18 protein-coding genes and 1 pseudogene are annotated in these 23538 nt (G+C 72.0%); 10 read left to right on the forward strand and 9 right to left on the reverse strand.

The annotated features are described in order from the left end of the window. Positions 1-21: 21 nt before the first annotated feature. Positions 22-447, reverse strand: coding sequence for a phage tail protein (locus tag RI138_RS24375; RefSeq protein ID WP_096632792.1), 426 nt, complete (start codon positions 445-447; stop codon positions 22-24). Positions 448-522: 75 nt separating this feature from the next. After that, a complete protein-coding gene (locus RI138_RS24380) occupies positions 523-1683 on the reverse strand; it encodes a hypothetical protein (protein ID WP_311121621.1) in 1161 nt (386 codons plus the stop codon). Positions 1684-2941: 1258 nt separating this feature from the next. Between RI138_RS24380 and RI138_RS24385 the strand changes: the two genes are divergently transcribed. Beyond that, positions 2942-3916, forward strand: a complete 975-nt coding sequence (locus RI138_RS24385; RefSeq protein ID WP_311121622.1) for a hypothetical protein — start codon at positions 2942-2944, stop codon at positions 3914-3916. Here the strand turns inward: RI138_RS24385 and RI138_RS24390 are convergent, their stop codons facing one another. From RI138_RS24390 to RI138_RS24410, 5 genes are all read right to left on the reverse strand, one after another. Continuing rightward, positions 3917-4075, reverse strand: coding sequence for a DUF6760 family protein (locus tag RI138_RS24390; protein ID WP_018492281.1), 159 nt, complete (start codon positions 4073-4075; stop codon positions 3917-3919). After that, positions 4072-4593 (reverse strand): hypothetical protein, encoded by a 522-nt coding sequence (locus RI138_RS24395; RefSeq protein WP_311121623.1) that lies wholly within the window; start codon positions 4591-4593, stop codon positions 4072-4074. Before RI138_RS24395 ends, RI138_RS24390 begins: the two co-directional genes overlap by 4 nt. Then, complete coding sequence (locus tag RI138_RS24400) at positions 4590-5030, reverse strand: phage tail protein (RefSeq protein ID WP_073802749.1); 441 nt, start codon at positions 5028-5030, stop codon at positions 4590-4592. Before RI138_RS24400 ends, RI138_RS24395 begins: the two co-directional genes overlap by 4 nt. 56 nt (positions 5031-5086) lie before the next feature. Continuing rightward, on the reverse strand, positions 5087-6637 hold the full coding sequence (locus RI138_RS24405) for a phage tail sheath family protein (RefSeq protein ID WP_096632596.1): 1551 nt from the start codon (positions 6635-6637) through the stop codon (positions 5087-5089). Positions 6638-7319: 682 nt separating this feature from the next. Beyond that, positions 7320-8648, reverse strand: a complete 1329-nt coding sequence (locus RI138_RS24410; protein ID WP_398864347.1) for a COG1470 family protein — start codon at positions 8646-8648, stop codon at positions 7320-7322. Between the two features lie 317 nt (positions 8649-8965). On the opposite strand from RI138_RS24410, the gene RI138_RS24415 reads away from it, so the two are divergent. The 5 genes and pseudogenes from RI138_RS24415 to RI138_RS24435 form a co-directional block, all read left to right on the forward strand. Next, on the forward strand, positions 8966-9670 hold the full coding sequence (locus tag RI138_RS24415; RefSeq protein ID WP_311122999.1) for a helix-turn-helix transcriptional regulator: 705 nt from the start codon (positions 8966-8968) through the stop codon (positions 9668-9670). A 244-nt stretch (positions 9671-9914) separates the two neighbouring features. Next, positions 9915-13196 (forward strand): hypothetical protein, encoded by a 3282-nt coding sequence (locus RI138_RS24420; RefSeq protein WP_311121625.1) that lies wholly within the window; start codon positions 9915-9917, stop codon positions 13194-13196. Continuing rightward, positions 13193-13900, forward strand: coding sequence for a DUF4255 domain-containing protein (locus RI138_RS24425; RefSeq protein ID WP_096632602.1), 708 nt, complete (start codon positions 13193-13195; stop codon positions 13898-13900). Before RI138_RS24420 ends, RI138_RS24425 begins: the two co-directional genes overlap by 4 nt. After that, the gene (locus RI138_RS24430; RefSeq protein ID WP_311121626.1) at positions 13897-16083 is read left to right on the forward strand and encodes an AAA family ATPase; all 2187 of its coding nucleotides are present in this window, start codon (positions 13897-13899) and stop codon (positions 16081-16083) included. Before RI138_RS24425 ends, RI138_RS24430 begins: the two co-directional genes overlap by 4 nt. Before the next feature lie 79 nt (positions 16084-16162). Next, positions 16163-16324 (forward strand): annotated as a pseudogene (locus RI138_RS24435) (helix-turn-helix domain-containing protein); the annotation flags it as partial. A gap of 17 nt (positions 16325-16341) precedes the next feature. Here RI138_RS24435 and RI138_RS24440 read toward each other — a convergent pair. Next, positions 16342-17598, reverse strand: coding sequence for an arginine deiminase (locus tag RI138_RS24440; protein WP_311121627.1), 1257 nt, complete (start codon positions 17596-17598; stop codon positions 16342-16344). Between the two features lie 90 nt (positions 17599-17688). Beyond that, a complete protein-coding gene (locus RI138_RS24445; RefSeq protein WP_311121628.1) occupies positions 17689-19128 on the reverse strand; it encodes a basic amino acid/polyamine antiporter in 1440 nt (479 codons plus the stop codon). Positions 19129-19517: 389 nt separating this feature from the next. On the opposite strand from RI138_RS24445, the gene RI138_RS24450 reads away from it, so the two are divergent. From RI138_RS24450 to kdpB, 4 genes are read left to right on the forward strand one after another with little or no spacing between them, the layout of a single operon-like run. After that, positions 19518-19658, forward strand: coding sequence for a hypothetical protein (locus RI138_RS24450; protein ID WP_179500342.1), 141 nt, complete (start codon positions 19518-19520; stop codon positions 19656-19658). Continuing rightward, positions 19655-19744, forward strand: coding sequence for a K(+)-transporting ATPase subunit F (gene kdpF, locus RI138_RS24455; RefSeq protein ID WP_096632609.1), 90 nt, complete (start codon positions 19655-19657; stop codon positions 19742-19744). The genes RI138_RS24450 and kdpF overlap by 4 nt, the downstream gene beginning before the upstream one ends. A gap of 8 nt (positions 19745-19752) precedes the next feature. Continuing rightward, complete coding sequence (kdpA, locus tag RI138_RS24460) at positions 19753-21417, forward strand: potassium-transporting ATPase subunit KdpA (protein ID WP_311121629.1); 1665 nt, start codon at positions 19753-19755, stop codon at positions 21415-21417. Beyond that, positions 21414-23534, forward strand: coding sequence for a potassium-transporting ATPase subunit KdpB (gene kdpB, locus RI138_RS24465; RefSeq protein WP_311121630.1), 2121 nt, complete (start codon positions 21414-21416; stop codon positions 23532-23534). Before kdpA ends, kdpB begins: the two co-directional genes overlap by 4 nt. The last annotated feature ends 4 nt before the right edge of the window (positions 23535-23538 follow it).

The raw sequence follows: 23538 nt of genomic DNA on the forward strand, positions 1-23538 counted from the left end.
CGGTCGGGGTGGTCGAGTCCGTCAGGAGGGCTCCAGGCCCTCGTGGGCGATCTCCAGCGTCTCGATCGCCGCCTGGGAGTTGGCCGGGTCGAAGGAGGGCCCCTGCCAGCGCACCGGCACGATCCCCTGCACCTGCCAGCTGATGATCCGGCTGAGATCCGGTCGCAGCGCCACGATCTCGCCGTCCTTGGGCTCGACCCGCTGGATCGTCTCGTTGAGCCAGCGCGCGATCTTGAGCGTGTCGGCGGTGACGGGGCGGGTCAGCGTGATGTTGGTCCAGGTGATCCGCCCCGGCAGCTGCCAGGTGAACCCGTTGTTGCCGCCCTCGGCGTACGTCTCCATCTCCACCTCGGCGCCGAGGCCCGAGCAGGTGTGGAACGCGCCCAGGTCGCTGCCGCCGATCGCGAGCTTGAAGAACACGCTCGTGGCGAAGATGTTGTCCGTCATGGGTCAGTCTCTCGTCCGTCTTCTCGGCTGTCTCTGTCTGTCTCTCGTACGGGTCGGGGAGGTACGCCTCCGGGCTCAGCGGCGGCCGTCGTGCAGCCGCCCGGCGCGCTCCCGGCCCCGGCGCAGGTCCGCGCGGATGAGCCGGCTCACCGGGTCGAGCAGCCGACGGGCCAGCTCTTCCATGTCCGCACCGCTGAGCCGGTTCGCGGCGGGAGGCGTCTCGGCGGGCTCCGCGGACGCGTTGTGCGACGCGTTGTTCGACGACGTGTGGGGCTTCGTCTGGACCGCCCGGACCGGAACGCCGGTGATCCCGGCCTCGGCGGCCCGCTGAACCGCCCGCGCGGTGGCCGGTGCGGGGGGCCTGGGCGGAACCCGTGCGGAGAGACCGGGCGGAGGCGCCGGGGCCGCGCCGCCCCCGGGCACGGGCCCGGTGGCCTGGAGCCCGGCACTCTCGGGCACCACCGGCAGCGCCATCCGCTGGAGGGGCACGGAGGCCTCGCCCGGCCCGGCCGATGCGGGCGGATGCGGCCGCACGACGGGAACGGGCCGCGCGGAACGGGACGGTGGAGCCGGCCGCCCTGGCTCCCGTCCTGCCGTCGGCGCGGGCGCGGGCGAGGGCCGGTGCTGGGGCCTGCGGCCCGCCGGGTCGCCGCCCGTGCCTGTCGCGCTCTCGGCCGCCACGGCACGTTGGACGGTGCCGCCGGAGGCTGCGGCGGCGTTGGCGCGGAGGAGGGGAGCGGTCCGCCCGGGGACCGTACCCGAGGGCGTCGGAGGCTGCGGGGCGGTGCGGCGGTGCGCGGTCGGACGGTTCCCGGAGCCGGGTGACGGCGCGTCGGTGCCCGGTTCGGCCTGCGGTACGTCACGCCGCCAGGTGGCCGCGACGACCGGCCGGGCCGTGACGCCCGCCGCTGCCGTACGCGGTCCCGAAAAGCCTTCGGCGGCACCGGTGTTCACGGTCAGGGCCCGGCCCGGGAGCAGAGTCTTGGCCCGCTGGACGGCAGGCGTCGCAGCCCCGCCGCCGGAGGTCCGCGCCGCCTCCCGTTCCGGGCCGATCGGCCGGATGCGTACCGGGGCCGGGGGAGTGGCAGGGGACGATGCCGTACGCGTACGGAGCCCGGTCCCGGTCCCGGTTGCGGAGTGGTTGCGGGCAGGTGCCCGGTCGCCGTCCACCGCGCGCTGTACGGCGGCGGGTTCGGACCCTGCCGGGGACCCGGCGGACGCCGAGAGCACGGGCATCGCGGGCGCGCCCGAGGAGGCCGGAGGGGGCGTCGGAGCGGGCGTCGCAGCCGCTGCCGGACCGGCCCCCCGCGGTGTGCCGGGGGACCGGCGGTCGCCGAGCAGCGGTACGCCGTTGCCGACCCGGGCGGTCGGCGGCAGCGAGGGGAGCGGTGCGCCGATCCCAGCGCGCGTACGTCCCCGCGAACCAGGGGCATCGGAGGGCTCGGCGCCACCGGGGCTCTGGGCCCGCACCGGCGCGGTGGCCGGTGCCGCCTGCACGGAAGGGGACGGCTGGGACCGCTGGGATGGCTGAGACGACTGGGATGGTTGGGGTGACCAAGACGGCTGGGACTGCCGGGACTGCCGGGACTGCCGGGACTGCCGGGATGGCTGGGGCGAAGAGCCCGGGGCCGGGGACGGCTGAGTCGGCCGCTGCGTTCGGGGCGCCGCGTCCGACGGCGGCTGCGCCGGGTCCGTGACCTGGCGCTGGAGCACCGGCATCGCCGCCGTGGGCGGTACCGATGCCGGGCCGGACGGCACGACGGAGGCCGGCTCGTCGGTGCGGGACGGCACAGCCCCGGCGGGCAGTTCGCGTAGTGGCTTGCCCAGGGCGGGCCGTACTGTCTCGGCGGCCGTATGGCCGGCCGACGACGGGGTGGTCCGCTGGTCGGCTGCCGCCCGCTGCACGGCAGGGGTGGTGGCTGCGGTGACGGGAGCGGCCGGGGCGGCCGGTGCGGGGGGCGTTTCGGGTGTGGCGGGTGCGAGCCCGGTGATCTGCCGCAGCGTCATCTGGGGGCGCCGGGCGACGGTCAGCGGAGGGCCGGTCGGCCGAGGGCGTACGGGAGCGGGCCGCGCCATGGCCTGCGCGCCGGACGCACCAGCGTCCGCCACCAGGCCCATCGGTGAACCGAGGACAGCCCGCTGCACCGCCGGAGCGGGCCCGTTGCGGCCGGAGGATCCGGCGGAACTCGGGGAGTTCGGGGAGCTGGAGGAGCCGGGAGCGCCGGAGAGCCCCGACGGTCCGGAGGAGGACCCCGACGACCCTGGTGACCCCGACGGTCCGGAGGAGGAACCCGATCGGCTGGAGGATGCAGAGGGGCCGGAGGCACCTGGCGTACCGGAAGACGCTGACCGCCCGGAGGTTCCTGGTGTGCCCGAGGTCCCGGACTGGCCGGAGGATGCCGAGTACCCGGGGGTTCCTGGCGTACCGGAAGAGGCCGACCGGCCGGAGGTTCCTGGTGTGCCCAGGGTCCCTGACCGGCCCGAGAGTCCCGGTGTGCCCGAAGCCCCTGACCGGCCCGAGGACGCCGAAGGCCCGGAGGCTCCCGTCGTACCCGATGACGCCGATCGACCGGAGGTTCCCCGCGCGGGCGAGCCCTCTGACCGCCCCGACGAACCCGACCTGCCCGAAGCCGCCGACGTGGACGTGGACGTGGACCGGCCGGAAGGTTCGGACGTACCCGGGGAACCCGTCCTGCCGGAGGGCCCGGGAGCGGCCGACCGGTCGGAAGACCTGGACGTACCCGAAGACGCCGACGTACCGGAGGAGCCCGGCGAGGCCGAAGCCCCCCGCCGACCGGAGGACCCGGAGGACCCGGAGGACGCCGACGGCCCCGAAGACCCCGACGTACCCGAAGAACGCGACCCACCGCTCGTCGACCGGTCCGACCGGCTCGACGGCTGGCTCGACCGCTGGACCGACGGCGACCCCGGCCTCGGCTTCCGGCTGCCGTCGGTCGTCCCCGTCCCGGTGATGTTCCGCCCCGCCGCGGCAGTCGGCAGGTCCGCCACCGGCCCCGGCTCCTCGTCCGCCGGCCGGACCGCGCGCAGCAGCAGGGGCCCGCCGGGGGACGCCGTGCGCGCGCTGCCCGGGCGGGCGACTCCGTGGATGAGGCCCACCGGGGCCGATGGCAGGACGGCGTGGCCGAGTTCGCCGCCGAGGGAGGGGTCCTGCCACGAGGCGAGCTGCGAACGGAACCGCAGCCCGTCGCTCACGCCGATCGAGGACCGGGCGACCGTCACCGACGGCGGGGCGACCCGGCGCCAGCCGCCGTCCCAGTCGCCCCCACCGGACACCCCGGCGGGCGGGGAGGGCGTGGCGACGGGCGGGGGCGGTGCCGCCGACTCGTCGGCGTCCCCGCCCCGGCCGCCCGCGTTCGCGCCGCCCGCGCCACGACCGCCGCCGTCCCGCGCGGGTGCGCCGGTCCGCTGCCGGTCCGCACGGCGGAACCAGTCACCGAACCCCACCTGATCACCCGCCTTCGTTGACGCGGGTGTTGATCCGCGCTATCTCCCTCACCCACTGCTGACGCTCAGCGTGGGTGAGGTCGAGAATGTCCTCACGCTGCCAATGGAAGTGGTAGGCGACGTACGCGATCTCCTCCCGCAACCGGGGAAGCGCGTACGTCACGATTCCCCCAGGCGCCCACCCGAGAGGTCCACCTCGAACGACCCGTGGCACAGCGGGCAGGTCACCGCGGCGTGCGTGTGGCCCTCGCTGTTGATCCGTCGGTAGAAGTCCTGGAGGAACGCGACGTCGGTCGCGTACATCCGCTCGACGACCCCGGCGTGCACATCGGTGACGGTGCCGAGCCGGGTGATCACCTGGCTCAGCAGCACCACCGACAGATACGCCGGGTTCTCCTTCACCCGCAGGTCGATCTGCGGGCGCAGCTCGTCCCGGGCGGTCGCCAGCCGCATGGTGCCGCTCCGGTGCAGCTGGCCGTCGTCGTCCACGTACCCGCGCGGCAGCTCGAAGGTGAACTCCGTCTGGAGCGTCTCCCGTTCGCGGGAGCGAGGCGCGGCCGGCGCCGGGGCGGGGGCCGGGGCAGGGGCCCCGGTTTCCTCGCGTCCGGCGGAGGAGGTGGCGGCGAGGTTGTCGAGGACCTCTTCGAGGCCGCTGCCCGGCGAAACGGTCCTGCGCCTCATTCGACGACGATCTCCTCGAAGGTGATGGTCACCGTCTCGGTCGCGGCGCTGGACTCGCCCGCCTTGAGGGACGGGCCCTCCCACTTGGAGGCCCAGCCCTGCATCAGCTGGATGCGGCGCACCGTCTCACCGGTCGAGTCCTTGATCTCGATCGTGAGGTTCTGGCGCGCGGTGTCGACGGCGCCGTTGTTGAGCGTCTCCTTGATCCAGGTGGTGAACTCGCTGCTCTGGTCGAGACCGCGGGTGATCGTCACCTCGCCCGCCTGGCGTGCGCCGGGCTGCTTGCGGATGATCTGCTTGCCCTCGGCGGTCACCTGACGGACCTCGACGACTTCTTCCTCGACGGTCATGCCGCTGATCTCCTGGATGGACTCCACGAGGTAGCCGCCGAGCTGAACGCCGAAGACGTGGGTGGAAAGAGCGTCGCCCTCTGCCATGACTCTGTGTCACCTGTTCCGATTCGAAAGTGAAGTGGTGGGGGAGGACCGCGAGGTCACTCGTCGACGAGGCTGGTGCTGTCCGAGAACTGCGAGAGCCGGAAGATCACGAACTCCGCGGGCTTCACCGGGGCGACCCCGATCTCGCAGACGACCTGACCGAGGTCGATCGACTCCTGCGGGTTGTTGCTCCGGTCGCACCGGACGTAGAACGCCTCCTCGGCCGTGCGGCCGAACAGCGCGCCGCGTCGCCACTCCTCGGTGAGGAACGCGGTGACGTTGCGCCGGATGCTGGACCAGAGGCGGTCGTCGTTCGGCTCGAACACCACCCACTGGGTGCCCAGGAGGATGGATTCCTCCAGGTAGTTGAAGAGGCGGCGCACGTTCAGGTAGCGCCAGGCCGGGTCGGAGGAGAGGGTGCGGGCGCCCCAGATGCGGATGCCGCGGCCGGGGAAGGCGCGCACGCAGTTGACGCCGATCGGGTTGAGGAGGTCCTGCTCGCCCTTGCTGAGGCGGATCTCCAGGTCCACCGCGCCGCGGATGACCTCGTTGGCGGGGGCCTTGTGCACTCCGCGCTCGCCGTCGCTGCGCGCCCAGACACCGGCCACGTGACCGCTCGGCGGGACCAGGGAGTTACGGCCGCTCGCCGGGTCGAAGACCTTGACCCAGGGGTAGTAGAGGGCGGCGTAGCGGGAGTCGTAACCGGCGTCGTCGTTGCGCCAGGTGCGGACCCGCTGGGCGTTCATCCCGGGCGGGGTGTCGAGGACCGCGACCCGGTCCCCCATCTGCTCACAGTGCGAAATGACCGCCAGCTGCACGGTCTTGACGCCCTCCGCGTCGATGTCCCCGCGCTGGTAGGCGCTCATCAGGTCCGGCACGGCGACCATGGTGATCTCGTCGATCGCCTCAAGGCCCGCGAACCCGGTGCGCGCGGAGGCGTCGCCCACGTACTCGGAGGGGTCCAGCCGCGCCACGCCGGCACCGGGGGCGGCGGCCGTGGCCGGGGCGAGGGCGACGGTCTGCTTCTCGGGGCGGCTCTGGGCCGTGCCGGCCTGCTCGGTCACCTGGATGAGTTTGGAGTCACGGGTCTGGGTGACCAGGTAGCCCTTGACGTTCTTGCGGGTGGAGACGTCGTACGTCTCGGCGACCTTGCCGCCCTGCCGCACCAGCAGCCGGAAGCGGTCCTCCGGGGGGTTCTCGCCCTCGGGGTCGGCGACCTCGACGGAGAGGTCGGCGCCCGTGCCGGGCTTGGCGGAGACGAGGAACCCGCCGAGTGCGAGAGGTGCGGGGGCCTGCGTGACCGTGTCCCGGCCCGTGCCGCCGCTCTCCGAGGCGCCCTGTGCGGGGCCGCCGATGCGCACGATGTAGGCCGCGCCGCCGCCGTTGGCGAAGAAGCCGTAGACGGCGTGCGTCAGGTAGGTGTCGGCGGTGAAGGTGCCGAACGTCTGGACGTACTGGTCCCAGTTGGTCACCAGCGTCGGCTGGTGGAAGGGGCCCGTCTCGGCGAAGCCGACGAAGGCTGCGACCGCGGTGCCGACTCCCTCGATGGGACGTGCTCCGGACTGCACCTCCTCCACGTAAACACCGGGGGTGAGGTACGACGGCATGCTCGCTCCTTCTCGACGGTCACTCGATCTCCACCGCTCAGTCTTGACCGGCCGGGCGCACGGGAGTAGGTCCCGGAGTCCTGGACGCGGGGCAATGACGCTGCCTTTCCGGGCACCCGGAGCGCCGTGAATGCTGCCCTCGGCGGCCCGTATTCCAAGCGGTCCGAGCGGGAGAAGAAGTACAACGGGTCGAGAAACAGCCCCTGCCCAACCGCCGTCGGGGGATTCGTCGGAATTGTGGATGCGGCTCGGGGGTGCCGGTGTGTTCGGTATCTCATTCCTCGTGGTGAACCCCGGAAGGCTCGATGCCGTCCGGGGTTCACCGGGGAGCCGCCGCGTGCTGATGCGATTCGGCCAGAATGTGCCGGGAAGGCGGGGAGGTCCGGCTGTGACGCGCCGGTGAAAGCGGGCGCCGGACCGCTCCGAACGGGCATCCGGCGGAAGCCCGGCGGATGCCCCGGGTCGTCAGGAGCGGCTCTGAACAGGCCCGTTAGTGATCGGAGTCGCCGGAACCGGATATTCTTCCGGTGCTGTCGCCATGCGGAGTGACCGAACTGGTGTAAACCTCTGACGTATCCAGGAGGGCGAATCCGCCATCGCCCGGCACGCCGGGTTTCTCCCCGGGGGGTTTCTGCTGTTGTCTCGACCCATAGGTGCGGCAGGGCGCTTCGTGCTCCCGTTTCTACCGTGCGAGATCGCTCAGTACACCGCTGAAATTGAGGACTTGATGGCATCCGGAAGACTGAGTTCCGGATGCTGGAGTGCCGGGCTTGGCGCAGGTGACGGAAGCGGTGATGGTGGCGTTCTCCGGAACCTGAATGGGGGTGGCCCAGTGGTAGTCCTGATTGCGGAAGGATTCCAGCGGGATGGTCGTGACCTTGAGTTCCCCGAAGGAGATGGTGATGATCCCTTCGTCGCCCTGGAAGTTGGCCACGACGATGTCGGTGACGCCGAACACCTTCCCGGCCGGAACCTTGTAGGTCCCCACCGCCTCGGTCCCCGCCCCGGTCTGCACGTCGATGGTCTCGGAGGCCTGCTGACCGCCCCCGCCCGGACCGGAGCCGCCGGACCCGGAGCCGCCGTTGCCGCCCCCGCCGTTGCCACCCGGCCCGTCAGGACCCGACCCCTGCCCCTGCCCTTGACCGCCCGCCGGGTTCTCCGCGCCCCCGGGTGTGTTCGTCCCCTGCTCCTGTGCGCGGGCGGCCTCCTCCTTCGCCGCGTCGGTCACCGCCTGCTTCGCCGTGCTCTGCACCGCGGGCCGGACCAGGGCGAACCAGGCGAGCAGCAGCGCCAGCAGTGCGGCCAGCACGATCAGCAGCCACTTGGGCAGCACCGGCAGCTGGGCGAACTCCCCGGGCAGCGGCTCGGGCCGGACGGCCTCCGCGGCCACCGGCTCGGGCGGGACCGGCTGCTCGCCCTCCGTCTCCCCTGCCCCGGGCTCGCCGCTCTCGACGGCCTCCACCTCGAACGGCCAGGTGACGGGCTCGCCGAACCAGATCACCTTCCGGGCCCGCACCTTGAGGGCCATCTCCGCCGACTCGCCGGGCTCCAGGCGCTTCTTGTCCGGGGCGAAGGCGAGGCGCAGATCCTCTCCGGCCTGCTTGCCCGAGAGAGCCACGTCGACCGGGGTGTTCCCCTTGTTCTGCACAGCGGTACGGAAGCGGGCGCCGAGCCAGCCCCGGCGGCGGCGCGGTTCCAGCTCGGCGCGCAGCTCGTGGAACGGCTCGATGGTCACCGTGCCCTCGGGAACCACCGCCGACTCGGGACGCTCCGCGGGCAGTACGCGTACGGCCAGGGGGGTTTCGCCCGCCCGGACCTCGTGGGAGCGGGGCGGGGCGAGGGTGAGGGTCACCGTCTCGGAGGTGCCCGGGTACAGCGACACGCGCGCCGGCTCGACGGTGCTCCAGGCGGCGCAGTCGCCGACCACCTCAAGGGTGTAGGCCTCGACGATATCGCCGTCGTTGCGCACGGTCAGGGTCGTCGTCGCGGTAGCGCCCGGCGACACCGTCACCGTGAGGCTTTCGAGTTCGGCAGTTGTGGTCACGCTGCGACGTTAGGCCGCGGGCGCCGCTCCACAGCAGAGACGCGAGGGCAACAAGCGGGCAGGGGTGGTGCCCCGAGGGCCCACCGGCACGGTGTCCCCGCGACCCCTCCGCGCGCCCGCGCCCCGTGCTCGCCGGCCCACGGGGGGCAACAGCGGCACCTGGCATATCAGTCGGAAGTACCTGAGGAAGACGGGCACGGAACGATGACGACGACAACGGGCACGGAACGATGATGACCACGACGACGGCAACGGGCACGAAGAGCACGACGACAACAGGTGCGATGAGCGGCGCGGCCGAACGCGGCCAGTACCGCAGGCCCGACGCATCGGGGCGACGCGCGGCCGCGCCGGGGGACATACCCGGGGGCAGGGTCTCCGTGGCGGTGTACGCGGAGGACCTGATCCTTCAGACCGGCATGATCCACCAACTGCGGGTGCGCCCCGAGATAGAGCTGCTGCCGGAGGCCGAGGCGGACCGGGCGCAGGTCTCCCTGGTCGTGGTGGACACGGTGGGCGAGTCCACCGTCCAGCTCCTGCACCGCCTCCAGCGCAACACCTCGACCCGCACCGGGCTCGTCGTCGGCTTCTTCGAGTCGGGCGCGCTCCAGACGATGATCGAGTGCGGGGTCGCCGCCGTCCTCCGGCGCGGGGAGGCCGACCAGGACCGGCTCGTCCACCTCGTGAAGGCCATGGCGAACGGCGAAGGCGTCCTGCCGGGCGATCTGCTCGGCAAGCTCCTCGACCACGTCAGCTCGCTCCAGCGGACGGTCCTCGACCCCCGGGGCCTCACCCTCTCCACCCTCACGGCACGGGAGGCGGAGATGATCCGGCTGGTGTCGGAGGGCTACGACACCACGGAGATCGCGCAGAAGACCTCGTACTCCGAACGCACCGTCAAGAACGTGCTGCACGAGGTCGCGACCCGCCTCGAACTGCGAAACCGGGCCCACGCGGTGGGTTACGCGATGCGGCATGGGCTGATCTGACCCTGACCCTGATCCGGTCCACCGCCCCGCCAGGGATTCCGGAGGGACTCCAGACGGACGGATTCCGGACGGGCCGAACGGATGGATTCAGTCCGGGGCCGTCCGGGGCAGCAGCCCGGGGAAGCGACCGCCGCAAAGGGCAGCGGTCGCTTCCCCCGCTCCGGGTACTTGCGGCCTGTCTTTGTGCCCCGCGCGGGCGTGAGGCTGGCCGGTGGAGAGTCATCGACAGACTGTGAGGTGGGCCGTGACCGGCACTGCTGGCCCGGCAAAGCGTTCCCGGCTGGGCCGACTGACCGGCGCGGTGGTGCTGTTGGCGCCGCTGCTGGTGGTCGGCTCGGCGGCGGCCCCCCAGGGGGCGCCCAGGCTCGCCGCCGCGGCGGCGGCCGCGGACCCGGCGCAGGCCGGGCGTATCGCCTTCGCGGGCACCGAACACCGCAGCCTGGGGCGGGCCAACGACAAGGACACCACCGACCCGCTGTTCGGCGACGGCCCCGCCCACTACGACCAGGACCCCTCCGCCCGCGGGGACGTCCTGGTCTTCACCAGCCTGCGCGACAGCGCCCGGCCCCAGGTGTACGTGCGCGGCGCGGACGGCTCGGTGCGCCGGATCACCACCGACCGGGACGCGGCCCACCCCGAACTCTCCCCGGACGGCCGGACCGTGGTCTTCGACTCGGCGGAGCCGGGACCCGGCGGCACGGTCCAGCGCGACCTGTGGTCGGTCGGCGTCGACGGCTCGAATCCGCGCCGGCTCACCGACACCCCCGACAACGAGGAGTCCCCGACCTGGTCGCCGGACGGCACGAGGATCGCGTACGCCGGTGACGGCGATGCCGCACGGGGGTGGCAGATATACGAGCGGGCCGTCGCCGGCGGCCCGCGGACCCGGATCAGCGACGGACCGGCGGGCGACGCCACAGAGCCGTCCTGGAACCCGGTGGACGACGACGCCCGCCGGGGCCTCGTCGCGTACACCCTCACCACGAACCCCGACCCGGACGTCGACGACGGCACCGAACTGCGGGCCACCCAGGGCATCGGGACCGACCGGCCGCTGCTGGCCGGTGACCACGCCGCATGGGGCACCCGCTCGGCCTCGTGGCTGCCCGACGGCAACGACATCGTCTTCCTCAGCCCGTACCACACCTGCGGCTGCGACGACTTCGACCACGTCTACCGGGTGACCGCCTTCGAGCCCGAACCGCCGGACCAGCTGGTCAACGAGAACCGCGCGGTGGGACCGCCCACCTGGTTCGCTCCTGCCGGGACCGTCGTCATCCCCCGGATCACGGCGAAGCCGGACGGCACGCTGGCGGCGGCGCACGTCGTGACGCTCCAGGACGTCCGTCAGGACGGTTCCGACCCCCGCGACCTGCACCTCACCATCCTGAAGGAGGACCCGGCGGCCCGTACGAACACGGACCACGCCAAGAACCCTCTGTTCAGGCCCGCCGAGGGATACGACCCGTGGCACGAGCGGCAGAACTACACGCCCGACGGCCGGCGCATCGTCGTCACCCGCTTCGAGGACGGCGACAACGGGCGGATCGAGCGGATCTGGATGGCCGACGCCGACGGCACCAACGAAGCACCGCTGCCACTCGACGGGCGCGGCCCGAACGACTGGGACACCGATCCCACCTTCTCGCCCGACGGCACCAAGCTGGCGTTCACCCGGACCTCGCCCGGCGGCGTCGGGGACGCATCGGGTCCGGGCCGCATCCTCATCGCCGACGTCGCCACGGGCGCGATCCTCGACGAGATCCGGCCGCCCGAGGGGCGGCAGGCGGGCGACGACGCCCAGCCGACCTGGTCATCGGACGGCGTCAACCTCGCCTTCACCCGCAAGGAAGTCATCAACGGCAACGGCGGCAACAAGCACATCTGGGTCGTGCCGGTGGCGGACCTCGACCGGCAGCGGGACCTGAGCGCCACCATCTGCCCCGGCGACTGCGAAGTCATCGATGACAGCCCGGCGTTCTCCCCGGACGGCCTGAAGGTGGCGTTCAACCGCAAGGACGGCGGCGGCCGCGTCAACCAGCAGGCCGGCGTCCTCATCAAGCCCCTGCGCGGCGGCGGCTGCCGGGTCGTGCTGCCCTCCGTCCAGAAGGACGACCCCGACGGCTGCGACCTGCCGATCCCCGACACCAGCGCGACCGGCCCCCACCAGCCCCGTGACGTGGCCTGGTCGCCCGACGGCAGCAAACTCCTCTTCACCTCGCGCCGGGAGCTGCCACCGAACTCCATGGAGCAGCTCTCCGTACTCGACATCGCCTCCGGCGACGTGGCCCCCCTCGACAACACGCACGACGGACGGCAGAAGGAGCCCGCCTACCAGCAGTCGGTCGACCTGTCGCTGACCGCACCGCCCACCGGGCCCGATGTGGAGGTCGGCTCCTCCACCGAGGTGCGGGTCACCGTCACCAACCGGGGCCCCTCGCCCTCGCCCGGTACCACCCTGACCGTCGACGCCCCGCCCGGCGTACGGCTGGAGGAGCTCACCGCCGACGGCGTCGACTGCCCCGCCGCCACCCCCCAGTGCGACCTCGGCATCGTCCCGCCCGGAGCCTCCGTGACGGTCACGGCCCGGCTGACCGGTGTCATCACCGGCGACCAGCGCGTCAACTGGTCAGTCACCGGCACCGTCCTCGACCCCAACCCCACCGACAACGCCACCGGCACGATCGTCCCGGTCCGGGACGTACCGCCGCCGAGCCCCAGCCCCACCCCGACCCCCACCCCCACCCCGACCCCGACGACTCCGACGCCCAGCCCCACGACCCCCTCCCCGTCACCGTCGACCACCGCACCCGCCCCACCCCCGCCGCCGTCCCCCCGCCCGACCGCACCGCGCCCCCCGGCCCCCCTGCCGCCTGCACCCGAGGCCGGACCCGGCGTCACCGTGCGGGCCCAGCCGAGCCCCGGCTACGTCGGCGGCAAGGTCGTGGTGACGTACACCGTGCGCAACGGCAGGAACGCGGCCGCCACCGGACTGCGGCTGGACCTCGGGCTGCCCGCCGACATCCCCGCGGGCCCCCTCCCCGCGGGCTGCGCCGCGGGCGGGTGCACGCTGCCCGACCTCGCGCCCGGCGCGTCAACGGTCGTCAGCGTCGTTCTCTCGCCCGACAAGGCCCTGCGCACCACCATCACCGCGAGACTCACCACCACGGGCACCGACGCGGACGTCCGCGACAACGTCTCCCGCATCCCGCTGCGCATCCTCCAGCCCCGCATCATCGCGGTGCCCGCCATCGGCAAACCCGGGTTCGTCACCTCCGTACGAGGCAAGGACTTCCCGCCCGGTACGCCCGTGACCCTCACCTGGAAGCCCGGCATCACCGCGAGCGCGGCGCCGACCCGGCCGCTCGGCGACGGCACGTTCATCGCCCAGCTGCTCATCGTGGCCAAGGACCGGACCGGGCCGCGCACCATCACCGCGAAGGGCCCCGGCTTCAGCCCCGTCACGACGGACTTCCTCGTGGTGATCGGGACCATCACCCCGCCGGGCGAGGTGATCCGCCGATGATCCACGAAGTCGACGAGGGGCTGCGGCTGTTGCTGGCCGAGGCCGGACTTGAGGACAGCGGCGTCGACCTGGTCTTCGACGCCCCGACGAAGGAGTGGTCCGCCCGCCGCAACGCCCCCACCATCAGTGTCTTCCTGCATGCCATCCGTGAGGACGCGGGCCGGCGGCGCACCGGCACGGCCGAGATCCACGACGACGCGGGCGTGGTCACCGGCTGGCGGACCCCGCCGCGCTGGTTCGAGCTGACCTATCTGGTCACCGCCTGGACCAACCGCCCCCAGGACGAACACCGGCTGCTCTCCGAGGTGCTGCGCGCCCTCGTCCGCACGGACACGCTGCCCGCCCGACTGCTCACCGGCAGCCTCGCCGAACTCGGTCTCACCGTGGACATCGAGGCCGCGGGCCCCGGCGCCGACGGGCCCTCCGCGTCGGACGTGTGGTCCGCGCTCGGCGGTGAGCTGAAGGCCGCGATCGATCTGCGCGTCGTCGCCCCGCTGGCCGGGGAGCGGGCCGCCGCGGGCCCGCCGGTCACCGAGGGCCTCGTGATGAGGGCCGCGCCCGCCGTGGACGGCACAGCGGCCGAGGACCCGGGCCGCCGGCTGAGGTACGACGGGGCGGGCGACCTGGACGCGCAGGGCTTCGCCGCCGAACGGGAACGTCAGCTGCCGCCCGGCCGGCGCAAGCGGGGGAGCGCGGCCCGATGACGGTGACACAGGGCGCACCCGCCGAAGTGGTCGGGGCGACGGGCCCCGACGACCTCTGGGAGCGGCTCGGCCGCGTCGAGCGCCGCGTCAGGCTCGCCGTCGCGGCCCGCCGGGCCGTCGACCCGGACCCGGACGACCCCTACCGGGGCCAGTACCTCACCCCCCAGGCGGCCGAGCGCATCCTCGAAGCCCCCGACGCGTTCGCGCCCGCACCGGCGTACGGTGACGCGGGCGCGCCGACCGTACCCGCCGGGGGCAGGCTCGGGCAGCTGGCCGCACGCTTCGCCCTCGCCCCCCTCGACGTCGAACTCCTGCTGGTCGGCCTGGCCCCTGACCTCGACCACCGGTTCGAGCGCCTGTACGGGTACCTCAACGACGACCTCACCCGCCGCCGCCCCACCATCGCCCTGGCGCTGGAGCTCTGCGCCCTGCCCGCCGCCGGGCCCGGCCGCTTCCGCCTCGCGCCCGCGGCGCCGCTCGTCGCGGGCGGACTCCTGGAGATCGTCGACCCCGAACGCCCGCTGCTCTCAAGGGGGTTGAGGGTGCCCGACCGGATCACCTCCTATCTCCTCGGCGACGACGAGCTTGACGCGCGACTGCGCGGCCTGGTCCGGGACGCCGGGGCGGACCAGGAGCCGGACGGGCAACCGGAGGTCCTGGACGGTCGCCGGGGAGTCCCGCACCCGCGCCCGGAGGTTTCGGACGGGCACCCGGAAGTCCCCCGGGTCGCGGCGGCCCTGTCCACCGGCAGCGGCCTGGTGCACCTGCTCGACCGGGGCGGCGACCCGCGCGGCCTCGCCGTCGAGGCGCTGCTCACCGCCGGGCTGCGCCCCCTGACCGTCGACATCGCGGCGCTCGCCGCCACCACCGAACCGGCCCCGCTCGTACGGACCCTGGCGACCGAGGCCCGCCTCACGGGCGCCGGGGTGGTCCTCGGCCCGCTCGAAACGCTCGCCCCCGAACGCCCCGAGGGGTCCCGGGCGCTCGCCGCCCTCTGTGCGGCGCTCGACGGTACACCCCTGATCGCGTACGGGAAGAAGAACTGGGACCCGCTGTGGACCACCGAGAGCCCGGTCCCCGTCGCCGTCCTGCCGCCGGGCCCCGAAGGAGCGGCCCGCCAGTGGCGGCGCGCCCTCGCCGATGCGGCCAGGGCGGTCGGCCTGCCCGCCGCCGACGCCCCCGCCGACGACCGGCTCATCGAGGCCACCGCCTCCTACCGGCTCGACTCCGACCAACTGCGCAAGGCCGCCACGGTCGCCTCCCGCCTCGCGCTCCTGGGGCGGCGCCCGGTGACCCCGGACGACCTCCGTACGGCGGTACGCGCCCAGAACGGCGCGGGCCTTGAACGCCTCGCCCGCCGCATCGAACCGGGCGTCGGCTGGGACGACCTCGTGCTGCCCCCGGCCACCCGCACCCAGCTCACCGAACTCGCCCTGCGCGCCCGCCACCGCGAGCAGGTGCTCGGCCAGTGGCGGATGCGGCCGGGCGGCGGCCGGGGCCGGGGCGTCATCGCCCTGTTCGCCGGGGAGTCCGGCACCGGCAAGACCATGTCCGCCGAGGTGGTCGCCGCCGAACTGGGCATGGAGCTCTACGTCGTGGACCTCTCCACCGTGGTGGACAAGTACGTCGGTGAGACCGAGAAGAACCTGGAGCGGATCTTCGTCGAGGCCTCCGACGTCAACGGCATCCTGCTCTTCGACGAGGCCGACGCGATCTTCGGCAAGCGGTCCCAGGTCAAGGACGCGCAGGACAAGCACGCCAACGTCGAATCGGCCTACCTCCTCCAGCGCATGGAGTCCTTCGACGGCATCGCCGTGCTCACCACCAACCTCCGGGCCAACCTCGACGAGGCGTTCACCCGCCGCATCGACGTGATCGCGGAGTTCCCCATGCCCGACGCCCGGGAACGGCTCGCCCTGTGGGACCGCTGCCTGGGCCCGGCGATCCCCCGCGACGACGGCCTCGACCTGGAGTTCTGCGCCGACCGCTTCGAGCTGGCGGGCGGCTCGATCCGGGCCTGCGCGGTCAGTGCCGCCTACCTCGCGGCGGAGAGCGGGAAGCCGCTCACCATGGACCAGGTGGTGACGGCGGTGCTCCAGGAGTACCGGAAGCTGGGACGGCTGGTGCTGGAGAGCGAGTTCGGGCCGTGGCTGGAGAAGGAGCGGGGGCGCGGGGGGCGGTAGCGCGGCCTGGTGCGTGGCCCGCGACCGGAAGCGCGTGGAGCGACGCGCCGAACGGGCGTCGCGCGAAGGGCAACGCAGGGCGAGCGTCACCCGGACCAGGACCCTCCTCCACGTCCACGTGTACACCGTGGTGCAGGGCCTGGAACGCGTCGGCCGCCTTCTCGGCCCGGACCCGAACGAGCCGCCGCGCACCTTGGAGGTCCAACAGGCCCTGCGTCTGCACCGCCTGACGCAGGGCCTGTGGAAGCCCGGCCGTGGTCAGAACTCCACCGCGTCGCGGATCAGCGGGCAGGTCATGCAGTGGCCCCCGCCTCGCCCCCGGCCCAGCTCCGCGCCCACGATCGTGATGACCTCCACCCCGGCCCGCCGCAGCAGCGCGTTCGTCTGGGTGTTGCGGTCGTAGGTGAAGACCACGCCCGGCTCCAGCGCCACCGCGTTGTTGCCGCTGTCCCACTGCTGGCGCTCGGAGGCGTAGACGTCCCCGCCCGTCTCGATCACCCGCAGCTGCGGCAGGCCCAGGGCGCGGGCCACGACCTCCGTGAACGGGGTGGAGCCCTCGTCGGTGACCTCGAACCCCGGCGCCCGGCCCGAAGGGCGCAGCGAGAACGTGTGGACGGCGTCCATGATGCGTGGGTACAGCGTCACGATGTCCCGGTCCGCGAAGGTGAACACGGTGTCCAGGTGCATCGCCGAGCGCAGCTTCGGCATCCCGGCGACGATCACGTGCTCCGCCGCCCCCTGTGCGAACAGCGCGGCCGCGACCTGGGTGATCGCCTGGCGGGAGGTCCGCTCGCTCATGCCCATGAGGACGACGCCGTTGCCGACGGGCATGATGTCCCCGCCCTCGAACGTGGCCCGTCCCCAGTCCTGTTCCGGGTCGCCCCACCAGACCGTGGACCCCCGGAAGTCCGGGTGGAAGGTGTAGATCGCCTTCATCAGCAGGGTCTCGTCGTGCCGGGCGGGCCAGTACAGCGGGTTCAGCGTCACCCCGCCGTAGAGCCAGCACGTCGTGTCGCGGGTGTACAGGGTGTTGGGCAGCGGAGGCATCAGGTACTCCCGGCTGCCCGTGCCCTCGCGGGCCAGCCCCAGGTACGCCGAACGGAACGCGTCCGGCAGGTCGGCGGTGGCCAGCCCGCCGATCAGGTACGCGGCGAGCCGGCGCGGCGTGAGGGAGTCCAGGAACGCGCGGGTGTCGTCGACCAGACCGAGGCCCACCTCGTTCGCGTCGATCTTCCGGTCCAGCAGCCAGGACCGGGCCTCCGGGATCGCCATGGTGGCGGCCAGCAGCTCGTGGAGCTCGACGACCTCCACGCCCCGGTCGGTGAGCTGGGCGACGAAGTCGGCATGGTCCCGCTGGGCGTTCTCCACCCACATCACATTGTCGAAGAGCAGATCGTCGGAGTTGGTCGGGGTCAGCCGCCGGTGGGCCATGCCGGGGGCGCACACCAGGACCTTGCGCAGCCGCCCCACTTCGGAGTGGACGCCGAGGGCGGAGGCGGGGGTGGTGCTGGTCATGATGGTCCTTTCGCTCGATGGCGGCAGGGCGGCAGGGCGGCGGGGAGCCAGGGCGTCAGGGCGGCGGCAGGGCTCGTACGGGTTGGGGTCTCACAGCTCGATCCAGCCGACGGCCAGCGCCGCGACACCGGCGGCGGCACCGGCGACCGACACCGCGCAGATGACCGCCTCGCCCGGGGAGAAGAGCCTGCGCCCCTGCTCCCGCCGGGACTTGACGAAGAGGAAGGTCGCCGGAGCGTAGAGGATGAAGGAGACGAGGACGAACTTCGGCCCCGCCGCGTACAGCAGGAACGCGGTGTAGAGCGTCGCCACCACGGCGGTCACCAGCTCGCGCCGGGTGGGGCGCCCCACCACGCCGTGGCTCCCCGGCCGCGCCGCGACCTTCACCGCGAAGGCGGCGGCCAGCAGGAAGGGGATCAGGCTCAGCGCGCTGGTCAGATCGAGGGCGAAGTTGAACGCGTCGTCGGAGAACAGCGTCACGACGAGCACGATCTGACTCAGACACGTGGACATCAGCAGCGCGGCCTCGGGCACGTCCGCCGCCGTCGACCGCCCCAGGAAGCGCGGCATGTCCTTGTCCTTGGCGGCGACGAAGAGGACCTCGGCGGCCATCAGGGTCCAGGCGAGGTAGGCGCCGAGCACGGAGACGATCAGGCCGACGCTGATGAAGACCTTTCCCCAGGTGCCGACCGCCGACTCCAGCACCTCGGCCATCGAGGGCTGCCGCAGCTCGGCGATCTCGGCCATCGGCAGCAGCCCGTAACTGACGATCGTGACGGACGCGAAGACGGCGAAAACGCTCAGGAAGCCCAGGACCGTGGCCCGGCCGACATCCTCGCGGCGCTTGGCGTGCCGCGAATAGACGCTGGCGCCCTCCACGCCGAGGAAGACGAAGACGGTGGCGAGCATGGTGCCCCGGACCTGGTTGAAGAGCGAGCCCGCGTAGTCGGTCCCGCCGAAGTTGTCCGCGAAGACGGCAGGATCGAAGTAGAACAGCGCCAGGACCACGAAGAAGACGATGGGCACGATCTTCGCCGCGGTGACGATCCGGTTGATCGCCGCCGCTTCCTTCACGCCCCGGCGGATCAGCAGGAAGAACCCCCACAGCCCCACCGAGGAGACGACCACCGCCGTCACCGTGTCGCCGTTCCCCAGCACGGGAGCCACCGCGCCGACCGTCGACATGATGAGCACCCAGTAGGTGACGTTGCCGACGCAGGCGCTGGCCCAGTAGCCGAAGGCTGAGAAGAACCCGAGGTACTCGCCGAACCCCGCTTTCGCGTACGCGTACACGCCCGCGTCCAGATCCGGCCGTCGCACGGCGAGTGCCTGGAAGACGAAGGCGAGCATCAGCATGCCCGTCCCGGCGACGGCCCAGGCGATCAGCGCCCCCGCGACCCCGGTCTCCTGCGCGAAGCGCCGCGGCAGCGAGAACACCCCGGCGCCGACCATGGAACCGACGACCATCGCCGTCAGCGTCAGCAGGGTCAGCTTGGCTGCCGGTCGCGTCCCGGGCTCGGCATGGCTCATGGTCTCCCTCGTCCGTACGGGCATGGCGCGGGCGGATGGCCTGCCCCGCTCGCCGTTCACCGCCAGAGGAGAACCTAGCAACCTTACGCGGTTATTTGTCCGGTATGCCGCGCCAGCGATCCGAGGCTCGCACCCGGCGGCCACCGCGCCGGTGAGCGAGCACGGTTACCGTGACGTCCACCGCGGAACCGGACCTCCCTCCCATGGCGCCGACGGGACTGGTGAACTTCACTTCGCGCGGACGGAGGATGAGCGAGACCCTTCTCGCGCGATACGGAGAGTGGCGGCCCCTGACGTTCGGTAGGAGACGGCGTCAGGCCGACGTTAAGGATTTCCCGAACTCGTATGGACCCCGTCAAGGTGGTCCGCCGCCGGGCTGAAGTAGAGGTTTGCTCGTATCGGCCAAACGGCCTATTCAATTCCTCACTTCACCACAGGAGCTCGCGATGGCCGATCTGGCCTTCGTCGTCACCACGGTCGCGGTATTCGCGCTGGTGGCCGTCATCGCCCGGGGGGTGACCCGGCTGTGACCGTCGAGAATGTTGTCGGCCTTGTCGTGGCCGCCTCTCTGCTGGGATATCTCGTTCTGGCCCTCCTTCACCCGGAGAGGTTCTGAGAGCTGAGATGAATTCCCAGTTCGCTGGTGTGCTCCAGCTGCTCGCCCTGATCACCGCTCTCGCCCTCGCTTACCGCCCGCTGGGCGATTACATGGCCAGGGTCTACTCCTCCGAGAAGCACTACCGGCCGGAGAAGTGGATATACAAGGTCATCGGCGCCAATCCGGCCGCAGAGATGCGCTGGCCCGCCTATCTGCGCGGGGTGCTCGCCTTTTCGGCGGTGAGCGTCCTCTTCCTGTACCTGATGCAACGGGTGCAGGGCTCGCTGCCCGGTTCCCTCGGATTCTCCTCGATCGACCCGGACCAGGCGTTCAACACCGCCGCTTCCTTCGTCGCCAACACCAACTGGCAGTCGTACTCCGGCGAACAGGCCATGGGCCATGTCGTGCAGACCGGCGGCCTGGCGGTGCAGAACTTCCTGTCCGCGGCGGTCGGCATGGCCGTGGCGGTGGCACTCGTACGGGGCTTCGCCCGTTCGCGTACCGGTGAACTCGGCAACTTCTGGGCCGACCTGGTGCGCGGGACCGTTCGCGTCCTGCTCCCCATCTCGGTGATCGGTGCGATCATCCTGGTCGCCTGTGGAGCCATTCAGAACTTCTCGGGAATCCACTCGGTCGGACAGTTCATGGGCGGTTCGCAGGAGTGGAACGGTGGCGCGGTCGCCTCCCAGGAGGCCATCAAGGAGCTCGGCACCAACGGCGGCGGCTACTTCAACGCCAACTCCGCCCACCCCTTCGAGAACCCCGACCCCCTGTCCAACCTGTTCGAGATCTTCCTCATCCTCCTGATCCCGTCCGCGCTGACACGGACCTTCGGAAGGATGGTCGGATCGCTCAAGCAGGGGTACGCGATCCTCGGCGCGATGGCCGTCATCTGGATCGGCTTCACGGCGCTGATGATGTGGACCGAATTCGCCCACCGCGGACCGGCCTTCGACATCGCGGGCGGTGCCATGGAGGGCAAGGAGACCCGCTTCGGAATCGCCGGCTCGTCGGTCTTCGCGGTCGCCACGACGCTGACCTCGACCGGTGCGGTGAACTCCTTCCACTCCTCCTACACCGGCTTCGGAGGCGGCATCACCATGCTCGGCATGCAGCTCGGGGAGATCGCCCCCGGCGGTGTCGGCTCCGGCCTCTACGGCATGCTGATCATGGCGGTCATCGCGGTGTTCATCGCCGGGCTGATGGTCGGACGCACCCCCGAGTACCTGGGCAAGAAGATCGGCACCCGCCAGATCAAGCTCGCGGCCTGCTACATCCTCATCACCCCGGCCCTCGTGCTCGGCTTCACCGCCGTCGCCATGGCCCTGCCCACCCCCGCCGACTCGATGACCAACACGGGCCCGCACGGCTTCTCCGAGATCCTCTACGCCTACACCTCCGGCGCCAACAACAACGGCTCCGCCTTCGCCGGGCTCAACGCCGACACCCAGTGGTTCAACACCACCATCGGCATCGCGATACTGCTCGGCCGGTTCCTGCCGATGGTGTTCGTCCTCGCCCTGGCCGGCTCGCTCGCCGAGCAGAGGCCGGTGCCCGAGACCGCGGGCACGCTGCGCACCGACAAGCCTCTCTACGCGGGACTGCTCGTCGGCACGATCCTCATCATCACCGGACTCACCTACTTCCCGGCCCTGGCCCTGGGTCCGCTTGCCGAAGGGCTCGCCTCATGAGCACCGTCACCCCCACCCCTGCCCCCACCCGCGCTCCGCACGGAGACATACCGCCGACCGGTGGCCGGGAGGCTGCCAACCGTGTCGGCAGCGGGCTGTTCGACCGCCGGCAACTGCTGAAGTCCTTCCCGGACGCGCTGCGCAAGCTCGACCCGCGCGTGATGGTCAAGTCGCCCGTCATGTTCGTCGTCCTGGTCGGCTCGGTGGTCACCACCGTGCTGGCGCTCGCCGACCCGACCGACTGGTTCGGCTGGGCGATCACCGCCTGGCTCTGGCTGACCACCGTCTTCGCCAACCTGGCCGAGGCGGTCGCCGAGGGCCGGGGCAAGGCCCAGGCCGACACCCTGCGCGAGGCCAGGACCGGCACCGTCGCCCGCCGGGTCATCGGCACGAACGAGGAGCGGGTCGCGGGGACGGACCTGCACGTCGGCGACCTGGTCGTCTGCGAGGCAGGCGACACCATCCCCGGCGACGGCGACGTCGTGGAAGGCATCGCCTCCGTCGACGAATCCGCGATCACCGGCGAGTCCGCCCCGGTCATCCGGGAGTCCGGCGGCGACCGTTCGGCCGTCACCGGCGGTACGAAGGTGCTGTCCGACCGCGTCGTCATCAGGATCACCACGAAGCCGGGCGAGACCTTCATCGACCGCATGATCAGCCTGGTCGAGGGCGCCTCCCGGCAGAAGACGCCCAACGAGGTCGCCCTGAACATCCTGTTGGCGTCCCTCACGATCGTCTTCCTGCTGGCCGTGCTCACCCTGAAGCCCTTCGCGATCTACGCGGGCGCGGACGACCAGACATCGCTGATCGTGCTCGCCGCACTGCTGGTGTGCCTGATCCCCACCACGATCGGGGCGCTGCTGTCCGCGATCGGCATCGCGGGCATGGACCGCCTCGTCCAGCGCAATGTGCTGGCCATGTCGGGGCGCGCGGTCGAGGCCGCGGGCGATGTGTCCACCCTGCTCCTGGACAAGACCGGAACGATCACCCTCGGCAACCGGCAGGCAGCCGAGTTCCTCACGGTCCCGGGCGTGACGGAGGACGCGCTCGCGGACGCGGCGCAGCTCTCCTCGCTCACCGACGAGACGCCGGAAGGCCGGTCGATCGTCGTGCTCGCCAAGGAGAAGTACGGGCTGCGGGAGCGGAACCAGGGGGAGCTGGAGGGGGCCGCGTGGGTGGAGTTCACCGCCCAGACCCGGATGTCGGGCGTCGACCTGGACGGCAGGAAGGTCCGCAAGGGCGCGACGGGTTCCGTCGTCGCCTGGGTGAAGGAGCGGAACGGCCGTGTCTCCGAGGACGCTCAGACGCTCACGAACCGCATCTCCCAGGCCGGTGGCACGCCACTGCTGGTGGCCGTGGAAGACGCCGAGGGCGCCCGGGTCCTCGGGGTCGTCCATCTGAAGGATGTGGTGAAGGAGGGGATGCGCGAGCGGTTCGAGGAGCTTCGCCGGATGGGCATCCGTACGGTCATGATCACGGGTGACAACCCGCTGACCGCGAAGGCGATCGCCGAGGAGGCCGGGGTGGACGACTTCCTGGCCGAGGCGACGCCCGAGGACAAGATGGCCCTCATCAAGCGGGAACAGGCCGGTGGCAAGCTCGTCGCGATGACCGGCGACGGGACCAACGACGCACCCGCACTGGCCCAGGCCGATGTCGGTGTCGCGATGAACACCGGCACCTCGGCCGCCAAGGAGGCCGGGAACATGGTGGACCTCGACTCCAACCCCACCAAGCTCATCGAGATCGTCGAGATCGGCAAGCAGCTCCTCATCACCCGGGGCGCGCTGACCACCTTCTCCATCGCCAACGACGTCGCGAAGTACTTCGCGATCATCCCCGCCATGTTCGCCGTGGCGTACCCGTCGCTGGACAGGCTCAACGTCATGGGACTCGCCTCGCCCGAGTCCGCGATCCTGTCCGCGGTCATCTTCAACGCGCTCGTCATCGTCGCGCTGGTGCCCCTCGCACTCAAGGGCGTGCGCTACCGGCCCGCCAGTGCCGACCGGATGCTCCGCCGCAACCTGGGCGCCTACGGACTCGGCGGTATCGTCGCCCCGTTCATCGGCATCAAGATCATCGACCTGCTCCTCTCCCTCATCCCCGGAATCGGCTGATCCG

Origin of the sequence: Streptomyces durocortorensis (assembly GCF_031760065.1) — a bacterium.
In the GTDB taxonomy this organism is placed as follows: Bacteria; Actinomycetota; Actinomycetes; order Streptomycetales; family Streptomycetaceae; genus Streptomyces.

Excerpts from the sequence above, each read along its gene's own strand:
- RI138_RS24375 (WP_096632792.1), bottom strand. The coding sequence starts at position 447 with ATGACGGACAACATCTTCGCCACGAGCGTGTTCTTCAAGCTCGCGATC.
- RI138_RS24380 (WP_311121621.1), bottom strand. The coding sequence starts at position 1,683 with ATGCCCGTGCTCTCGGCGTCCGCCGGGTCCCCGGCAGGGTCCGAACCC.
- RI138_RS24395 (WP_311121623.1), bottom strand. The coding sequence starts at position 4,593 with ATGAGGCGCAGGACCGTTTCGCCGGGCAGCGGCCTCGAAGAGGTCCTC.
- RI138_RS24400 (WP_073802749.1), bottom strand. The coding sequence starts at position 5,030 with ATGGCAGAGGGCGACGCTCTTTCCACCCACGTCTTCGGCGTTCAGCTC.
- RI138_RS24405 (WP_096632596.1), bottom strand. The coding sequence starts at position 6,637 with ATGCCGTCGTACCTCACCCCCGGTGTTTACGTGGAGGAGGTGCAGTCC.
- RI138_RS24415 (WP_311122999.1), top strand. The coding sequence starts at position 8,966 with ATGAGCGGCGCGGCCGAACGCGGCCAGTACCGCAGGCCCGACGCATCG.
- RI138_RS24425 (WP_096632602.1), top strand. The coding sequence starts at position 13,193 with ATGATCCACGAAGTCGACGAGGGGCTGCGGCTGTTGCTGGCCGAGGCC.
- RI138_RS24430 (WP_311121626.1), top strand. The coding sequence starts at position 13,897 with ATGACGGTGACACAGGGCGCACCCGCCGAAGTGGTCGGGGCGACGGGC.
- RI138_RS24440 (WP_311121627.1), bottom strand. The coding sequence starts at position 17,598 with ATGACCAGCACCACCCCCGCCTCCGCCCTCGGCGTCCACTCCGAAGTG.
- RI138_RS24445 (WP_311121628.1), bottom strand. The coding sequence starts at position 19,128 with ATGAGCCATGCCGAGCCCGGGACGCGACCGGCAGCCAAGCTGACCCTG.
- kdpA (WP_311121629.1), top strand. The coding sequence starts at position 19,753 with ATGAATTCCCAGTTCGCTGGTGTGCTCCAGCTGCTCGCCCTGATCACC.
- kdpB (WP_311121630.1), top strand. The coding sequence starts at position 21,414 with ATGAGCACCGTCACCCCCACCCCTGCCCCCACCCGCGCTCCGCACGGA.